The following is a 16364-nucleotide window of genomic DNA, read 5'->3' as shown; positions in this document are numbered from 1 at the left end:
ACCCGATCATCGAGTCCGCCATGACCATCCTCGCCGCCGGCACCCGCGCACCGGCCTTCACCCTGCATGCCAGCCCCGACCAGAGCGTGGCGCTGAAGGAGTTCCGCGGCCGCAACGTGGTGCTGGCGTTCTACCCCGCCGACTGGAGCCCGGTGTGCAGCGACCAGCTGGCGCTGTACAACGAGCTGCTGGACGAGTTCGCCCGGTTCAACGCACAGCTGCTGGCGATCTCGGTGGACGGCGTGTGGAGCCACGCCGCGCTGGCGCGCGAGCGCAGGTACCGCTTCCCGCTGCTGTCCGACTTCGAGCCGAAGGGCAAGGTGGCGCGCGCCTACGGCGTGTACGACGCGCAGCTCGGCCTGGCGCAGCGCGCGCTGTTCGTGATCGACGGCGACGGCATGATCCGCTGGAGTCACCTGTCGCCGATCGGCGTGAACCCGGGGGCGGCCGGCATCGTCAACGCGCTGGAGGCGCTGCCCTCGAACAACGTGCAGAAGGCGCTGCCCGTGAACCTCGCGCGGGAGGCCTCCTGATGCTGCACGAGGACTCGATCCTGGCCGCGCCGGTCGCCGCGCACGACCATGTCCAGGGCAACGGCCACGCCGTGGTGACGCTGCTGGAATACGGCGATTTCCAGTGTCCGGCCTGCGGCAGCGCCTACCCGCTGGTGAAGCAGCTGCAGCACCGCTACGCCGGCAACCTGCGCTTCGTGTTCCGCCACTTCCCGCTGGCCCAGGCGCACCCCTACGCGACGCTCGCCGCCGAGCTGGCCGAGGCGGCGGCGGTCGAGGGCCGCTTCTGGGCGATGCACGACTGGCTCTACGAGCACCAGCCGGACTGGGCTTCGTCCGGCGGCGCCGGGCTGGAGGCCGGCGTGCGCGCGCTGGGCCTGGACGAGGCGACGATCGCCGCCACGCTGCGCAACCCCGACATCGATGCGTCCATTCGGCGCGACTTCATGGGCGGCGTGCGCAGCGGCGCCAACGGCACGCCCAGCTTCTTCGTCAACGGCTACCTGTACCAGGGCGACTTCGACACGCTGGCGCACAGCATCGGCCGGGTGATCGCGCGGCAGCAGTGACAGCGTGCGGCCGGCACCCGAAACGCCCACCACCACGAACGAGAAGACCATGCCCTCCACCGAACCATTGCCGGGAAATCTCCAGGCGCTGCTGCCGCGACTCGAAGCGCTGTACACCGACATCCACGCGCACCCCGAACTCTCGATGCAGGAGACCCGCACCGCCGGCCTGGCCGCCGACCACCTGCGCGCGGCCGGCTACGACGTGACCACCGGCGTCGGCAAGACCGGCGTGGTCGGCCTGCTGCGCAACGGCGACGGCCCCACCGTGATGCTGCGCGCCGACATGGACGCGCTGCCGGTCGAGGAAGCGACCGGCGCGCCGTACGCCAGCAAGGTCACCGCGACCGACCACGAGGGCAACACGGTGCCGGTGATGCACGCCTGCGGCCACGACATGCACGTCGCCTGGCTGGTCGGCGCCGCGACGCTGCTGGCGCAGACCCGCGACAGCTGGCGGGGCACGCTGATGGCGGTGTTCCAGCCGGCGGAAGAGACGGCCGAAGGCGCTCAGGCGATGATCGACGACGGGCTGTTCAAGCGCTTCCCCAAGCCTGACGTGGTGCTGGGGCAGCATGTCATGGTGGGCCCGGCCGGCGCCGTCGGCGGGCGCAAGGGGGTGATCACCTCGGCCGCCGACAGCCTGCAGATCCGTCTGTTCGGGCGCGGCGCGCACGGCTCGATGCCGCAAGCCAGCATCGATCCGGTGGTGATGGCGGCGGCGACGGTGCTGCGGCTGCAGACCATCGTCGCCCGCGAGCTGGCGCCGACCGAGGCCGCGGTGCTCACGATCGGCTCGCTGCAGGCCGGCACCAAGGAAAACGTGATTCCCGACGAGGCCGTCATCAAGCTCAACGTGCGCACCTTCGACGAGGGCGTGCGCGCACGCGTACTCGCCGCGATCACCCGCATCGTCAACGCCGAGGCGGCGGCATCGGGCGCGCCGAAGCCGCCGGAGATCACGCCGCTGGACAACTATTCGCTGGTCACCAACGACGACGTGGCGACCACGCGCGTGGTCGAGGCCTTCCACCGTCACTTTCCCGCCGAGCGCATCCGCGAAACCGGCCCGACCTCGGCCAGCGAGGACTTTGGCTCGTTCGGCGCCGAGTGGCAGGTGCCGTCGGTGTTCTGGTTCGTCGGCGGCACCGACCCCGACACCTATGCGAAAGCGAAGGCGGCGAACCGGCTCAACGAGATCCCGACCAACCACAACCCGCGCTTCCTGCCGGTGCTGCACCCGACCCTGCAGACCGGCGTGGAAACGCTGATGGTGGCCGCGCGGGCGTGGCTGGCGGCGCCCTGAGCCTTGGCAGCGCCGGCACCACGGCGCAAGGAACTGACATGGGAACCTGCGTCTTGCAGTGCGGCCGGATGTTCGATGGCGTCCCCGCACGCCTGAGCGGTCCGCTCGAGATCCTCGTGGAAGAGGACCGCATCGCGGCGATCGGACCCACGGTACGCCGGCCGCCCGATGCGCAGACGATCGACCTGTCGGAGCGCACCGTCAGCCCCGGCTTCATCGACTGCCACGTCCACCTGACCATGGATGCCGCCGACCTGGCGCAGCAGACGCTGGCCTCGTCCGCAACCAAGGCGCTGAAGGGGCTGAGCATCGCCCGCGAGTACATGCGCTACGGTTTCACCACCCTGCGCGACATGGGCTGCGTCGATCCGGACTTCCCCACCGTGGACCTGCGCAACGCACTCGCCGCCGGCCTCGTCGAGGGGCCGCGGCTGATCGTCGCCGCGCACATCATCAGCTCGTCGGCCGGGCACGGCGACCTGCGCGGGTTCTACGGGCCGCGCTGGGACATCCCCGTCTCCGCCCTCGCCGACGACGCGGGCGCGATCAAGGCGCTGGTGCGCCGCGAGCACACCTTCGGCAGCGACTGGATCAAGACCACCAACACCGGCGGCTACTTCAGCCCCGGCGACGACCCGGCCCGGGTGACGTGGTTCGACGACGAAATGAACCTGCTGGCCGCCACCGCGCGGCAACTGGGCATGCCGGTGGCGGTGCACACCGGCGCCGCCGACGGTTGCCGGCAGGCCATCCGCGCCGGCGCCCGCAGCCTGGAACACGCCTATCTGATCGACGCCGAGGCACTGGCGATGGCGCAGCAGGCCGGCGCCTGGCTGGTACCGACGATGCAGATGACCCAGGAAGACCTGCACGCCCTGCACGAGCACACCTTGCCGTGCCAGGCGGTGTGGAAGTTCAGCCGCGACAGCGGCTCGATCGTCGCATCGCAGCGGCTGATCGCACAGAGCGAGGTGAAAATCGCCTACGGCACCGACTGCGGCATGTTCCCCTTCAGCCACGGCATCCTCGAATTCCAGGCAATGGTGGCGGCGGGCCTCACGCCGCTGTGCACGCTGAAAGCCGCCACCAGCGTCGCGGCGGAACTGCTCGGCCAGGACGACATCGGCGTACTCGCGGCCGGCAAGCACGCCGACATCGTGGCCATGCCGGGCGACCCGCTGGCCGACATCGGCGTCACCGCCAGGGTGGATTTCGTGATGAAGAGCGGGCGCGTCTATCGCGGACCGGCGACTGCGACGAGCCACTGAAGACTGGAACGCGACGTGACCCGTCAACGGGGGCCGCGGGCTCCGCCGGCGCTCAGCCGAACTGCACCGACAGCATCGAGATCGAGCCGCCGTCCATGCCCTCGACCGGGAACGTCGCCGCGTCGCCTTCGCCGCTGGCGCCGAGCACGTACAGCAGCGGCAGGTAGTGCTCCGGCGTCGGCACCGACAGCTCCGCGTCCGCACCCAGCGACTCGTAGTTCACCAGCGACTCGTGGTCGCCCCGCAGCATCAGTTCGCGCACCCGCGACTCGAAACGCAGCGCCCAGTCGAACGGCTGCTGCGGATGCCGGCCCCAGGCATAGGCGTGCAGGTTGTGCACGATGTCGCCGCTGCCGACCAGCAGGATGCCCTCGTCGCGCAGCGGCCGCAGCAGCCGGCCCAGCCCGTAATGGAACGCCGGCGGCTGCGACTCGTCGATCGAAAGCTGCACCACCGGCACGTCGGCGGCGGGAAACACATGACGCAGCACCGACCAGGTGCCGTGGTCCAGCCCCCACGCAAGATCCGCGCGCACCTCCAGCGGCTGCAGCAGTTCGCGCACGCGACGCACCAGATCGAGATCACCGGGCGCAGGATATTGCACCTCGAACAGCTCGCGCGGGAAGCCGCCGAAATCGTGGATGGTGCGCGGCGCCGCCATTGCGGTGACCGCGGTGCCCGGCAGGTACCAGTGCGCCGACACCGACAGCACCGCACGCGGCCGCGGCAGGCGCTGGCCGAGCGCCGCCCAACTTCGGCTCCAGTCGTTGTCGTGCAGGGCGTTCATCGGATTGCCGTGCCCGAGGAAAACCGTCGGCATACGCGTATTCATGGCATGTCCCGTGAGTGGTGGTGAACGAGCCGCGCCGACGGCAAGGCCCGCCATGGGCGCGGGTTTCTCGATCGGCGGCACGCACGCCGCGGAGGCCGGCCTTCGAGCGTGCCCGCGGGCCCCAGTTTCATGCACGTATTGGTTACATGCTCCGCGTTAGTCTGCCGTGATCGTCAGTGCAACATCCAACCATATGGAAGGCCATCTGCCGGCCTCTCAGCGGGCAGGTTGCCAATGCCCCACAACCTCGGGTTGAGGAGAAAGCCGTGGCCGCCATGCCGGCATCACCAAAAACTTTCGAGGGGTTCGAAGCCCTGCCGATCGCCGGAACCTGGCGCAGCGGCCGATCCACCCGCCACAACACCGACATCGATCCCTACGCCGGCGACACCTTGGTCACGATTCCGCTGGCCACCACGCAGGACGTGGACGATGCCTACTTGGCGGCCGGCGCGGCGCAGGCCGCCTGGGCCGCCACCGCGCCGGCCGAGCGTGCGCTCGTAATGCACAACGCCGTGCGCGTCTTCGACGAGCGCCGCGAGGAGATCCTGTCGTGGCTGATCCGCGAAGCCGGCTCGACCCGGCTGAAGGCAAACATCGAATGCGACAGCGCGCGGGCGGTCACGCTGGAGGCCGCCTCGTTCCCGTACCGCGTGGCCGGCCGCATCCTGGCCTCGGACATTCCCGGCAAGGAGAACCGGGTCTACCGTCGCGCACTGGGCGTGATCGGCATCATCAGTCCGTGGAATTTCCCGCTGCATCTGACCCAGCGCTCGCTGGCACCGGCGCTGGCGCTGGGCAACGCGGTGGTGGTCAAGCCGGCCAGCGACACTCCGGTCAGCGGCGGCCTGCTGCTGGCGAAGATCTTCGAGGAGGCCGGCCTGCCGCCCGGCGTGCTCAACGTCATCGTGGGCGCGGGCCGCGAGATCGGCGATTACTTCGTGGCACACCCGCAGCCCCGGCTGATCTCCTTCACCGGCTCAACCGCCGTGGGCCAGGGCATCGGCCGCCTCGCCAGCAGCGGCACGCACCTGAAGCGGGTGGCGCTGGAACTGGGCGGCAACAGCCCGTTCGTGGTGCTGGGCGACGCCGATGTGGAACAGGCCGCGCGCGCCGCGGTGTTCGGCCGCTTCCTGCATCAAGGCCAGATCTGCATGAGCGTCAACCGCATCATCGTCGACGCGCAGCTGCATGATGCGTTCGTCGAGCGCTTCGTGGCGCGCACGCGGACGCTGCAGGTGGGCGACCCGAACGACATCGCCACCGCGATCGGCCCGATCATCGACGCCGCCCAGCTGCGCGGCATCGTCGAGAAGATCGCGCTGGCCAAACAGCAGGGCGCCACCGAGTTGCTGGGCGGCGAGGCCGATGGGCAGCTGCTGCCGCCGCACGTATTCACCGACGTCCCGGCGGACAGCTCGCTGTTCCGCGACGAATCGTTCGGCCCCATCGTGCCGATCGTGCGCGCGAAGGACGAGGCCGACGCGCTGCGGCTGGCCAACGCCACCGGTTACGGCCTGTCCAGCGCGGTGTTCTGCGGCGACATCGATCGCGGCGTGCGCTTCGCCCAGCGCATCGAGGCGGGCATGACTCACGTCAACGACATGTCGGTGAACGACGAACCGCATGTGCCGTTCGGCGGCGAGAAGAATTCCGGCATCGGGCGTTTCGGCGGCGAGTGGATCATCGACGAGTTCACCGCGGCCCACTGGATCTCGGTGCAGCACGTCCCACGCAGCTACCCGTTCTAGACCGCCGGCACGAACCATCACGAGCAGGACCATCCGCATGGCAACCGCAAACAGCATCCAGAGCAAGCCCGGCCCGGGCAGCGGCGGGCTGGTCATCCGCGGCGTACTGCCGGTCCTCGCTGATCTTCACCGGCGTCTGGCGCACTGCGCTGGGCAACGAACTCCGCTCCGGATGATCGCGGCTCCGGAGCACATATCGACAACCATGCAAGCGGGAGCCATGTCATGCACATCGCCTTGATCGGGGTCAGTGGGCGCGTCGGCTCGCGTCTGCTGGCAGAGTTGCTCCGGCGCGGCCACCACGTCACCGGTATCGCCCGCAATGCCGCGATGGTGGCCGCCCAACCACGGCTGGTGCTGAAGAACGCCGACGCGAACCAGCCGGCACAACTGGCGCCGCTGCTGGAAGGCCACGACGCCGTGGTTAGCGCGATGAAATTCGCCAGCACCGATGCGGCGGCACTGATCGCCGCGGTGAAGCAGGCCGGTGCGCAGCGGCTGGCAGTGGTGGGTGGGGCCGGCAGCCTGGAAGTCGCGCCCGGCCAGGCACTGATCGACGCGCCGGACTTCCCGGCGGCGTACAAACCGGAGGCGGAAGCCGGGCGCCGCTTCCTCGACATGCTGCGCAAGGAACCGCAGCTGGACTGGACCTTCCTGTCGCCCTCCGCCGAGTTCGCTCCCGGCGACCGCACCGGGACATTCCGCCTCGGCGGCGACCGCCTGCTCACCGACGCGAATGGCCGCAGCTGGATCTCGATGGAAGACTTCGCGATCGCCATGGCCGACGAACTGGAGACACCCAGGCATTCGCGGCAACGCTTCACCGTCGGTTACTGACACCCATCCGCATCGAACCCCGTTCCTCGGCCGTTTCACCCAAGGATCCCGCCATGAAGAAGAAACCCGTCACCGACCAGGCATCCCTGCTGCGCAAGCAGCGTGCGCCGCTGGTCACACCCACCGACCTCGATGCCAGGGCCACCCGCGATGTGGCCGGCGCGATGAACGCGATCCTGGCCGACGTGTTCGCGCTGTACCTCAAGACCAAGAACTTCCACTGGCACATGAGCGGCCCGAACTTTCGCGACTACCACCTGATGCTCGACGAGCAGGGCGACCAGCTGTTCGCGATGACCGACCCGATCGCCGAGCGCGTGCGCAAGCTCGGCGGCACCACGCTGCGCTCGATCGGCCACATCACACGGCTGCAGCGGGTCGACGACAACGACGCCGAGTACGTCGAGCCGGCGGACATGCTGGCCGAACTGCGCGGGGACAACCTGGCGCTGGCCGCGCGCCTGCGCGAAGCCCATGAAGTCTGCGACGAGCGCCGCGACATCGCCAGCGCCAGCCTGATCGAGAACTGGATCGACGAGACCGAACGGCGCACCTGGTTCCTGTTCGAGAGCGCCCGCCGCGGCGATTCGACCGGCCACTGAAAGGCCCATCCGCACTTCCGCGGCAACACCACCCACTTCCGAGGAACCCCCATGAAGACCTACAAAGTCGGCTATCTCGTCGGCAGCCTCGCCAGGGGCTCGATCAACCGCCTGCTGGCCAAGGCGCTCGTGCGGCTCGCACCACCGGGGCTGGCGCTGGTGGAGATCCCGATCCGCGAGCTGCCGCTGTACAGCTACGACTACGACGCCGACTACCCGCCGGTGGCGCGCGCGTTCAAGCAGGCGATCGCCGAGGTCGACGCGGTGCTGTTCGTCACCCCGGAATACAACCGCTCGATCCCCGGCGCGCTGAAGAACGCGATCGACTGGGCCAGCCGGCCGTGGGGCAAGAACTCGTTCGCGCGCAAGCCGTCCGGCGTGATCGGCACCTCGCCCGGCGCGATCGGCACCGCGGTCGCCCAGCAGCAGTTGCGCGGCGTGCTGTGCTTCTGCAACTCGCCGCTGATGAACACCATGGAGGCATACATCCAGTTCAGGCCGGGGCTGATCGCCGAGGATGGCACGGTCAGCGACGAATCGACCACCGAATTCCTCGGCAACTACATGAAGGAACTGCACCTTTTCATCGAGCGCGTGCTGATCGTGCTGCCTCGCGAGGGCTGAGCGAAACCGCGGCGGGCGCATGGCCGGATCCGCCACGGCGGGGACTCCGTCCACGCGCCTGACCGTGCATGCCGCCCTGGTCGGCAACCTGCTGGTCGCCACCACCAAGACCGTGGCGGCGGCACGGACCGGCAGTTCGGCCATGCTCAGCGAGGCAGTGCATTCCTTCGTCGACACCGGCAACGAGGTCCTGCTGCTGTAAGGCATGCGCCGCTCGCAACGCCGGGCCGACCCGGAGCATCCGCTGTGGGCTACGGTCGCGAGCTGTATTTCTGGAGCTTCATCGTGGCGCTGCTGGTGTTCGCGCTCGGTGCGGGCGTGTCGCTCTACCGGGGCATCCGGCATGCCCGCCAGCCGCGGCCGATCAGCCTGCGGATTCGCCGGCTCCACCCGGAGGTCGTGGCACTGTTCGTGAAACCGCAGACCCACCGGGCTTTCCGGGAAAGCGTTCACCGACGGGCGGGCGAGCCTCCGGAAACCGGATGACCGCCGCCCGGCGAAGGCCAGGCGACGATCATCGTGCTCTTCCGGCTTGCGCCCTACTTGCTTCCGATCTGTGCGTCGACGCTGGCCGTACCGCCGCCATTCCTGACGAACCACAGCAGGCCGCCGGCGATCGAGAGGTTCTTCATGAAATTGATCGCCTGCGCCTGGTCGGCAAAATGCGTGTGCGCGACCAGCGCCGAGCCCACGCTGAACAACGCGATCACGGCCGCCACCCAACGGGTCTTGAAACCGAACAGCAGGGCCAGCCCGCCGCCCAGTTCAATCAGGATCACCAGGGGCGTCACCAGGCCGACCATGGGGATGCCCATCGAGGCCAAATAGCCTTCCGTGCCGCTGAACCCGGTCAGCTTCTGCCAGCCGGAGATGATGAAAAGCTGCGCCATCAGGATGGCGTGCCACTACGCTGATCAACTTGTCCACGACGTTCTCCTCGGATCTCGTCAGATTGAATATGCCGGCTCGTCCAGGACGGGCGGCATGCCCGGATTGGGCTTGAACCTCGCAACATCAACATGGCCGGATGACCAGCGGTCACACACGTCGTCCGGCTGCGATCATCGCCCTGGAGACGACGGCACGCAATCCGTCCACAGGCCCGGACGGGAGACGCGGGCGCCCATGGTTGCGGGTGCCCCGCGGGTTCCGATGAGGGAAAGCCTTCTGCCATTTCTTGCGGCAAGGCACGCTGTCCGCACCTTGCCTCTGGCCGCCTCGGGCCTTCACCTTTCTTGTACCGCCGGCGGCATGGTTTTTCCGAACAGCCCGACCCCTCGCGTGGCCGATCTACCGAGGCCGCCTACTTTCGCCTGCGGCGCGTACGGCACTTGGACCAGCAAGCTCCTTGGCGGGGTGTCTCAAGAACAAGTAGCACCAGATTGGGAAATGAACGGAGCTGGTGGTGACCGACGCGGAGCGCGCGGAGCTGCTGGCACGGCTGGCGATCCGCAAGGCGCCTGCGATTCCATGCGCACTTCATCTCCGCCTGTACCCCTTGGCTCAATCGGGTCGAACGTTCTCCCGGCAAGATCAGCGAGCAAAGGATCAGGCGCAGCACACGCACCCGCGTGGCTGGTCTGGAGCAATCCATTCGCGAGTACGTCGACCGGCGCAACGCCGATCCCAGGCCTTTCGTCCGGTACAAGAGCGCCGGTACGATTCTCGCCAAGCTCGCGCGGGCAACGGCCAGCCTCGTTCAAACTTTTTCTTGGGACACGACGCCAGGGATGCCCTGGTTCGCGCGCCAGGTCACCCGGCATTCCTTGCCCGGACCCGCACCGGACGCCAGCTCCCATCCGTGAAGCGACCGTGTGACGGCCGGCAGGTGGGCAGAACGGTCATGCGGCAAACTTGTCGATCAATGCGGATCCACAACAAGCATCGTGAATCCGCTTACCGGCTTGCCCTTTACCGCACTCTTCGCGCCCACCAGGAAAATCTCGTGCGATGCGGGGTCAAGCGCCAAGGTACGCGCGCTTTTCAGCGTCGGGACGGCCTTTGCGGAGGAGTAGTGGTCTTTGTCCACCTGGTGGATCACGTCCAGCACGCCTTCCCGGCTCGAACTGAAAACCGTGTGGGTCCGAGCATCGTAGGCGACCGCATCGGGGGCCTTGCCGATCGGCAGCCTGGCGACCTGATGTCCGGAGCCGGCATCCGTGACGATCAGCCATCCGTTCGCGCACACGGAAAACAGCCGCTGGTTCACCGCGTCCAGTGCGAGGCCGGTCGGGCCTTCGCATGGCGACAGGGACCAGGTCTGCTTTACGGCATTGGCCCTTGTATCGATATGCGCCAGCTCGCCCTTGTCCTCGAGATTGACGTACACGTTTCCATGCCCATCGCTTGTGGCGAATTCGGGGTTGCCCGCAAGGGCGATGGTCTGCAGCTCTTTGCCGAGCCTGGGATCGATCACGCTTATGCTGTTGCTGTCCCCGTTCATCGCCAGGACGTGCGACGTCGCGCTGTCGTAAATGATGGCGTCGGGATCTTTTCCGCCAACGGGAATGCTGCCTGCCACGGCGAGTGTCTTGAGATCCACGACGCTGACATCGTTCGCGTCCCCGTTGGTGACGTAGGCGCGCTGCAGATCCGGCACCAGCGCAACGCCATGTGCGTGTTTCATCCCCGGGATCTCCTTGACCACCTTGCCGCTTTTCGTGTCGACAACCATGACGCGATTGTCGCGAGCGACGAAGAGACGATTGGTGGAAGGGTCGAGCGTCAAATAGTCCCAGCCACCCGATCCTCCCAGCGCGTACTGATGCGTAACCCGGTAGTTACCCGACGGTGGCGCAGCACCCCATGACGGAGCCACGACCATGCACGCGAGGGTCAGAACCCATGCCATTGTCTTCAATTGATCATCCTCAGCTACGCAAGTTGACTGACACGCAGGTGGCGAGTCTAGCCAGAAGGACCACGCATCGGCAGCTTACGGATCGGTAAGTGCGCAGCAACTTGTCTGTCACAGCCCCCGCCTAGCTTCGAGGGACTTCCCACTCCCCAGCCCCACCACGCTCCGCGCGGTGGAACGGATGGTTTGTCCCCGATTGAGGCCAGCTCGATGCACCGTTCAAAATTACGCGTTGCCCTGCTTAGTTGCACCATCCTCTCGTGTCTCGGGGCACTGAGCGCGCCGACGGATGTGTTTGCTTTTGCGGCTACGGCGTCGGATACGCCGGCCCCGGCGCATGACGGATCGACAGCGAGCGACACTGCCAACGCAAGTGGCGCCGATCGCCAGCACAGGCAGAAGTCCAAGCAGGAAGTAAAAGACCTGCAGGGAGTCAGTGTTGTAGCCCCGCGCACGTCCGATGACATTGCCCGCAAGACGCAGGAAAACGCGCCCAACCTGATCAATATTCGTACCGAGGAACAAATCCGGGCGCTGCCGGATGTGAGTGCCGCCGAAGCCGTTCGCCGCATTCCCGGCATCTCGCTGGAAACCGACGAGGGCGAAGGTCGCTATGTCAACATCCGCGGATTCGACGCCGATCTGAACAGCACCACCTACGCTGGTGTCCGGCTTCTTCCCACCAACAATGCCTCGCCGTTCGGCGGCTATCGCGGCGTGGCCCTGGATTCCATCCCGGTGGGCTTCATCGGCGCCGTCAAGGTGACGAAGTCGAACCTGCCGAGCCAGGATGCGGAGGCCCTCGGCGGCACGATCGAAGTGCTGCCGAAACGGGCCCCCGATGAGCAGGGCGCGTTTTTCGAGGGCAGCGCGGGCGGCGGTTACGAGCCGCTGCGCGGCACGCCGATCAGCGAATTCTCGCTGGTGGGAGGTGGCCGATTCGGTCCCTTCTCGATCGTCCTGACGGCATCGGGCCACAACGATTCACGCAGCATCGATGACGTCGAGCCCGCCTATTTCAACGATTCGGCGCATCCGTACCAGGCGGTGAACGATATCGAGCAGCGCGATTACGAGCTGCATCGCCGGCGCCACGGCTACGCGATGGATATCGACTATCAGCCCGATGACGACAACGACTGGTATTTCCGTGCCTTCGATGCGGGCTACACCGAAAGATACAAGCGCCAGTTCATGGACATCCTGCCTGACGGCAACACCACGGTGCTGTCGAACGGAACGCTGCAAGACACCCTCTCTTTCCCGGGCGCGATCACCAAATCGCTGCGCGACGAGCAGGAAACGTCCACCGAGCGACTCTACATGCTGGGCGGCAAGAACATCCTGGGCGACACGACCGTGGACTATCACGTCGCCTACGTCGAGGGCACGTACAAGAAGCCCTTCGACTACAACTCCACGTTCACGTACAACTCCCCCTCCACGCCAGCGGGGCAGATCACGTACGGCCCGACGGGTCCCGGCCACGTTCCCGTCTACACGCTCTCGAACGCGCCGGGCTACCTCGATCCGGCCAACTACGCACTGACCAGCCTCAGCAACAGCACGGCGTACAACTTCGACCGTGAAATGTCGTACGCCATCAATTCCGATACGCCGGTGAATTGGGGGAGCCTGACGGATCAAAACCTGCGGTTCGGCCTGAGCGTGCGCCAGCGGCATAAACGGACGACGGCACAACCGTACACGCTCAATCCCACTGCCCTGCCATTGACCGCCGTCTCAAGCGGTTCCAACGAAACCTACTACGACGGGCTCTATCAGAACGGCGTGGATATCGCCCCCGGCGTCTTGCGGGGCATCTTTGGCCAAGGCACGATCGAGGCCGGCGATGTATTGAGCGCCCAGCAGCAGTACCTCGACGCGCATGAGGACATTTCCGCGGCCTACGGTGAATACACGGGCAGCTACGGCAACCTCGGCATACTCGCCGGCGTTCGTTTCGAACAGACGCATGATCGAAGCGGCGCATTCTCCGCCGGCATGGACGCCTCCGGCAATCCATTCGCGTATCCGATCAACATCAAGCACAACTACGACAATTTCTTCCCAAGCCTCCAGTTTCGCTATGAACTGGCGCCCGACACGATCCTGCGCGCGGCTTATTCGTCGACCATTGGCCGCCCGGGCTTCAACCAGGCCAACCCGGCGCTGGCGATCGACGTGGGCTCGGGCATCGTCACCACCGGCAACCCGTCGCTGAAACCAGCGACGGCCAACAGCTTCGATTTCAGCATCGAGCACTACCTGGACGGCGGCGGCATCATGTCCGCCGGGGTGTTCGACAAGGAAATCTCCAACTACATCATCCCGATCGAGACGACCCAGACACTGCCGAACAACAACCTGTACCCGGGCAGTCCGCAGCCGTTCCATATCTTCACGTTCGAAAACATCGGCTCCGCATACGCGCGCGGCCTGGAGCTGAACTGGGTTCAACAGTTCCGCAACCTGCCGGGCTGGCTCGATGGCCTGGGTGCCAGCGCCAACTACACTTGGGTCAATTCGCGGATCCAGATCCGTCCCGGCGAGTATTCGCTGCTCCCGTCGACATCGAAGAACACCTGGAACGCCTCGATCTTCTACAAGCGCGCTGGTCTCTCGCTGAACCTGGCGGCGTATTCGGTATCGTCCGACCTGTTCGGCATCGGCACCGATCGCACCAGCGACATCTACAACGCACGCCGCACATCGATGGACTTCAGCGCCAGCTACGAGTTTCCGGCAGACTGGTCGATCTATTTCTACGCCAAGAACCTGCTCGATACGCCCCATGCATTCTATCAAGGCACCCCGGACCATCCGATCCAGCGCGAGTTCTATGGGATAACCTACATGGCAGGTGTGCGCTTCGAGTTCTGATCGGATCCGGGACGACATGCCGGTATCCGACCGCGCCAGCCACTGTGGACCGCGCCAACTTCAACGGGCCGGTCCACGGGCGTGTGGCGGTCCTTCCACATGCCGTGCCGGTTTGATCGGAGTCGGCTTCCGCACCGGCTGGCCCTTGAGCGCACTTTGGATAGCCCTGCCCGACGCAGCGAAGCAATCGCCTCATGAACATCCTGCTGATCGAAGACGACGCCGAGACCCAGGCCTATATCACCAGGGAGCTGACGAAACTTGGCCATGTGGTCGAACAGACGATGGACGGCCGGGAAGGATTGCAGCGCGCCTCATCGCAGGAACACGACGTACTCGTCATCGATCGCATGTTGCCGGGACTTGACGGCATGAGCCTGGTGAGAGCGTTGCGGTCGGCACGCGTGGTTACGCCGGTCTTGATGCTGACGGCGTTGGGCGACGTGGATCAGCGCGTCGAAGGCATCGACGCCGGCGCCGACGACTATCTTTCGAAACCCTTCGCATTCAGCGAACTGGCGGCTCGCGTCGGTTCGCTGGCAAGGCGGATGCAAATGGCGGCGCCTTCGGAGACGCTGCTGCGCGTGGCCGATCTCGAACTGGATCTGCTCAAGCGCGAGGCCTGCCGGGGCGGTCATGTCATCGACCTGCAGGCGCGTGAAATCCGCCTGCTCGAATACCTCATGCGTCATGCCGGCCACATCGTCACCCGCGCAATGCTGCTCGAAAACGTGTGGGAATATCAATTCGATCCACGGACCAGCGTCGTGGAGACGCACATGAGCCGGCTTCGCGCCAAGATCGACCGCGGCTTCCCCGGCGGCGAACTCATTGATACGGTGCGGGGCGCAGGTTACATACTGCGCTTGCCGGACAGACACTGAATCGTGAACATCCGCACCAAGGAGCAGATCTCCCGGCTGTTGCACAGCGCCGCATTTCGACTCGGCGTTCTGCAAGCCGCATCGTTCGCCTTCGCGGCACTCGTGCTGTTTGCGATTACCTGGGTTTCCGTAAGCGGCTATGTCACCGCACAACTCCGTCAGGAAATCAGCGACGAATCGAGCGAAATGACCGCCGTGCCCGGCAGCATTCGCGTGGCCTCGATCAACAAAGCCGTTGCTCATGCGCAAAAGGGAACGTTCTTCTACGGACTGTTTTCCCCCCGTGGCGATCGCATCGCGGGCAGTCTGGCAAAGATGCCGCCGTCACTCGGTTGGACCAGGTTGCACGAACTTCGCCATATCGATAGCAAGCACTCCGTGCCCGGCCACCTTCTGATCAATTCGTCCCGTCTCGAGGACGGCAACATCCTGGCGGTGGCCCACGGGACCTTGCAGGCGGACCAACTGAATGAACTCCTGTTGCAGTCCTTCATCTGGGCCGGGCTCGCGGCCGTGGTGCTGGCACTGGCCGGTGGCGTGCTTACGGCCAGAAGTTACCTGAGCAAGGTCGAGACGATCACTCAGGCCGCATCGAACATCGTCAAGGGCGATCTGGGCACGCGAATCGTGGTAACGGATCGCGACGACGAATTCGACCGCCTCGCCCGCTCGCTGAACCGAATGCTGGCCCGACTTCAGTCACTGATGGAGGGCATGCGCCAGGTCTCCAACGATATCGCCCACGATCTGCGTACACCTTTGACGCACTTGCGCCACAAGCTTGAAGCCACGACGCTTCAGGTCACCAGCGTCGAAGGCTACCGGGAATCCTGCACGACGGCCCTGGCCGACGTCGACCATGTGCTGGCTACCTTTGCGGCTTTGCTCAGGATCGCGCAAATCGAGAACCAGAAGCAGCAGGAAAACTTCACTGATGTTGATCTCTCGGGCTTGCTTGGCGTGCTGGTCGGCGACTTCGCACCCGTATTCGAGGATCAGGGCCGCAGTCTTCATGCCCGAATCCATCCGGGCGCGATTGTGCGCGGCGATGCGATGCTGTTGACGCAGATGTTCGCCAACCTGGTCGAAAACGCGCTGCATCACACCCCGCCCCACACACCCGTATTTCTGTCGTTGCTGCCGATGCCCGGATGTGCCCGGGCGATTGTTCGCGACACGGGACCAGGCATCCCGAAGCACGAGCGCGAACGCGTACTGCAACGCTTCGTCCGCCTGGACTCCTCTCGAAGCACGCCCGGGAGCGGCCTCGGACTCGCGCTCGTGACCGCAGTCGCCCAGCTGCACGAGATCACGGTAAGCCTGGGCGATGGCGAACCCGGCCTCGCCGTGCAAATCGACTTTCAACGACCCGTCTAGGCGCCGCGCAAGGCCTCGCGCCGATTCAGCACGCAGACACGCGACCGGCCGCCGCCCCGGTC

14 protein-coding genes and 1 pseudogene are annotated in these 16364 nt (G+C 66.1%); 12 read left to right on the top strand and 3 right to left on the bottom strand.

What is annotated here, in order from left to right; translation table 11 throughout:
* Positions 1 to 20 precede the first annotated feature (20 nt).
* Genes RHOOR87_RS0111760 through RHOOR87_RS0111745 form a run of 4 tightly spaced genes read left to right on the top strand, consistent with a single transcriptional unit; the run spans position 21 to position 3655 of the window.
* Entirely contained in the window at positions 21 to 533 is a 513-nt protein-coding gene (locus RHOOR87_RS0111760) for a redoxin domain-containing protein (protein ID WP_015446419.1), read from the top strand.
* Entirely contained in the window at positions 533 to 1081 is a 549-nt protein-coding gene (locus RHOOR87_RS0111755; protein WP_027485126.1) for a DsbA family protein, read from the top strand. The genes RHOOR87_RS0111760 and RHOOR87_RS0111755 overlap by 1 nt, the downstream gene beginning before the upstream one ends.
* Before the next feature lie 49 nt (positions 1082 to 1130).
* Positions 1131 to 2387, top strand: coding sequence for a M20 family metallopeptidase (locus RHOOR87_RS0111750; RefSeq protein ID WP_007510229.1), 1257 nt, complete (start codon positions 1131 to 1133; stop codon positions 2385 to 2387).
* 38 nt (positions 2388 to 2425) lie between these two features.
* Positions 2426 to 3655: an amidohydrolase family protein gene (locus tag RHOOR87_RS0111745; RefSeq protein WP_027485125.1), complete on the top strand. Its 1230-nt coding sequence runs from the start codon at positions 2426 to 2428 to the stop codon at positions 3653 to 3655.
* Positions 3656 to 3707: 52 nt separating this feature from the next.
* Here the strand turns inward: RHOOR87_RS0111745 and ygiD are convergent, their stop codons facing one another.
* The gene (gene ygiD / locus RHOOR87_RS0111740; RefSeq protein WP_027485124.1) at positions 3708 to 4487 is read right to left on the bottom strand and encodes a 4,5-DOPA dioxygenase extradiol; all 780 of its coding nucleotides are present in this window, start codon (positions 4485 to 4487) and stop codon (positions 3708 to 3710) included.
* Between the two features lie 275 nt (positions 4488 to 4762).
* Here ygiD and RHOOR87_RS0111735 point away from each other — a divergent pair, with 275 nt between their 5' ends.
* The 5 genes and pseudogenes from RHOOR87_RS0111735 to RHOOR87_RS19900 form a co-directional block, all read left to right on the top strand.
* Positions 4763 to 6238, top strand: coding sequence for an aldehyde dehydrogenase family protein (locus tag RHOOR87_RS0111735; protein WP_027485123.1), 1476 nt, complete (start codon positions 4763 to 4765; stop codon positions 6236 to 6238).
* A 225-nt stretch (positions 6239 to 6463) separates the two neighbouring features.
* Complete coding sequence (locus RHOOR87_RS0111730; protein WP_015446414.1) at positions 6464 to 7075, top strand: NAD(P)-dependent oxidoreductase; 612 nt, start codon at positions 6464 to 6466, stop codon at positions 7073 to 7075.
* A gap of 53 nt (positions 7076 to 7128) precedes the next feature.
* On the top strand, positions 7129 to 7677 hold the full coding sequence (locus RHOOR87_RS0111725) for a DNA starvation/stationary phase protection protein (protein ID WP_027485122.1): 549 nt from the start codon (positions 7129 to 7131) through the stop codon (positions 7675 to 7677).
* A gap of 51 nt (positions 7678 to 7728) precedes the next feature.
* Positions 7729 to 8301, top strand: a complete 573-nt coding sequence (locus tag RHOOR87_RS0111720) for an NADPH-dependent FMN reductase (RefSeq protein ID WP_027485121.1) — start codon at positions 7729 to 7731, stop codon at positions 8299 to 8301.
* Positions 8302 to 8320: 19 nt separating this feature from the next.
* Positions 8321 to 8664 (top strand): annotated as a pseudogene (locus RHOOR87_RS19900) (cation transporter); the annotation flags it as partial.
* A 176-nt stretch (positions 8665 to 8840) separates the two neighbouring features.
* Here the strand turns inward: RHOOR87_RS19900 and RHOOR87_RS0111705 are convergent.
* Positions 8841 to 9191, bottom strand: a complete 351-nt coding sequence (locus RHOOR87_RS0111705) for a DoxX family protein (protein ID WP_037114865.1) — start codon at positions 9189 to 9191, stop codon at positions 8841 to 8843.
* 971 nt (positions 9192 to 10162) lie between these two features.
* A complete protein-coding gene (locus tag RHOOR87_RS0111700; protein ID WP_027485119.1) occupies positions 10163 to 11152 on the bottom strand; it encodes a YncE family protein in 990 nt (329 codons plus the stop codon).
* A 216-nt stretch (positions 11153 to 11368) separates the two neighbouring features.
* Between RHOOR87_RS0111700 and RHOOR87_RS0111695 the strand changes: the two genes are divergently transcribed.
* The 3 genes from RHOOR87_RS0111695 (at position 11369) to RHOOR87_RS0111685 (ending at position 16302) form a co-directional block, all read left to right on the top strand.
* Positions 11369 to 14041, top strand: a complete 2673-nt coding sequence (locus tag RHOOR87_RS0111695; protein ID WP_027485118.1) for a TonB-dependent receptor — start codon at positions 11369 to 11371, stop codon at positions 14039 to 14041.
* 194 nt (positions 14042 to 14235) lie between these two features.
* Entirely contained in the window at positions 14236 to 14925 is a 690-nt protein-coding gene (locus RHOOR87_RS0111690) for a response regulator transcription factor (RefSeq protein ID WP_015446410.1), read from the top strand.
* A gap of 3 nt (positions 14926 to 14928) precedes the next feature.
* The gene (locus RHOOR87_RS0111685) at positions 14929 to 16302 is read left to right on the top strand and encodes an ATP-binding protein (protein ID WP_015446409.1); all 1374 of its coding nucleotides are present in this window, start codon (positions 14929 to 14931) and stop codon (positions 16300 to 16302) included.
* Positions 16303 to 16364 lie beyond the last annotated feature (62 nt).

This window comes from Rhodanobacter sp. OR87, from assembly GCF_000473345.1.
Classification (GTDB): Bacteria; Pseudomonadota; Gammaproteobacteria; order Xanthomonadales; family Rhodanobacteraceae; genus Rhodanobacter; species Rhodanobacter denitrificans.
This window is presented reverse-complemented; position numbering and strand designations above follow the sequence as displayed.

Excerpts from the sequence above, each read along its gene's own strand:
- RHOOR87_RS0111760 (WP_015446419.1), top strand. The coding sequence starts at position 21 with ATGACCATCCTCGCCGCCGGCACCCGCGCACCGGCCTTCACCCTGCAT.
- RHOOR87_RS0111755 (WP_027485126.1), top strand. The coding sequence starts at position 533 with ATGCTGCACGAGGACTCGATCCTGGCCGCGCCGGTCGCCGCGCACGAC.
- RHOOR87_RS0111750 (WP_007510229.1), top strand. The coding sequence starts at position 1,131 with ATGCCCTCCACCGAACCATTGCCGGGAAATCTCCAGGCGCTGCTGCCG.
- RHOOR87_RS0111745 (WP_027485125.1), top strand. The coding sequence starts at position 2,426 with ATGGGAACCTGCGTCTTGCAGTGCGGCCGGATGTTCGATGGCGTCCCC.
- ygiD (WP_027485124.1), bottom strand. The coding sequence starts at position 4,487 with ATGAATACGCGTATGCCGACGGTTTTCCTCGGGCACGGCAATCCGATG.
- RHOOR87_RS0111735 (WP_027485123.1), top strand. The coding sequence starts at position 4,763 with ATGCCGGCATCACCAAAAACTTTCGAGGGGTTCGAAGCCCTGCCGATC.
- RHOOR87_RS0111730 (WP_015446414.1), top strand. The coding sequence starts at position 6,464 with ATGCACATCGCCTTGATCGGGGTCAGTGGGCGCGTCGGCTCGCGTCTG.
- RHOOR87_RS0111725 (WP_027485122.1), top strand. The coding sequence starts at position 7,129 with ATGAAGAAGAAACCCGTCACCGACCAGGCATCCCTGCTGCGCAAGCAG.
- RHOOR87_RS0111720 (WP_027485121.1), top strand. The coding sequence starts at position 7,729 with ATGAAGACCTACAAAGTCGGCTATCTCGTCGGCAGCCTCGCCAGGGGC.
- RHOOR87_RS0111705 (WP_037114865.1), bottom strand. The coding sequence starts at position 9,191 with ATGGCGCAGCTTTTCATCATCTCCGGCTGGCAGAAGCTGACCGGGTTC.
- RHOOR87_RS0111700 (WP_027485119.1), bottom strand. The coding sequence starts at position 11,152 with ATGGCATGGGTTCTGACCCTCGCGTGCATGGTCGTGGCTCCGTCATGG.
- RHOOR87_RS0111695 (WP_027485118.1), top strand. The coding sequence starts at position 11,369 with ATGCACCGTTCAAAATTACGCGTTGCCCTGCTTAGTTGCACCATCCTC.
- RHOOR87_RS0111690 (WP_015446410.1), top strand. The coding sequence starts at position 14,236 with ATGAACATCCTGCTGATCGAAGACGACGCCGAGACCCAGGCCTATATC.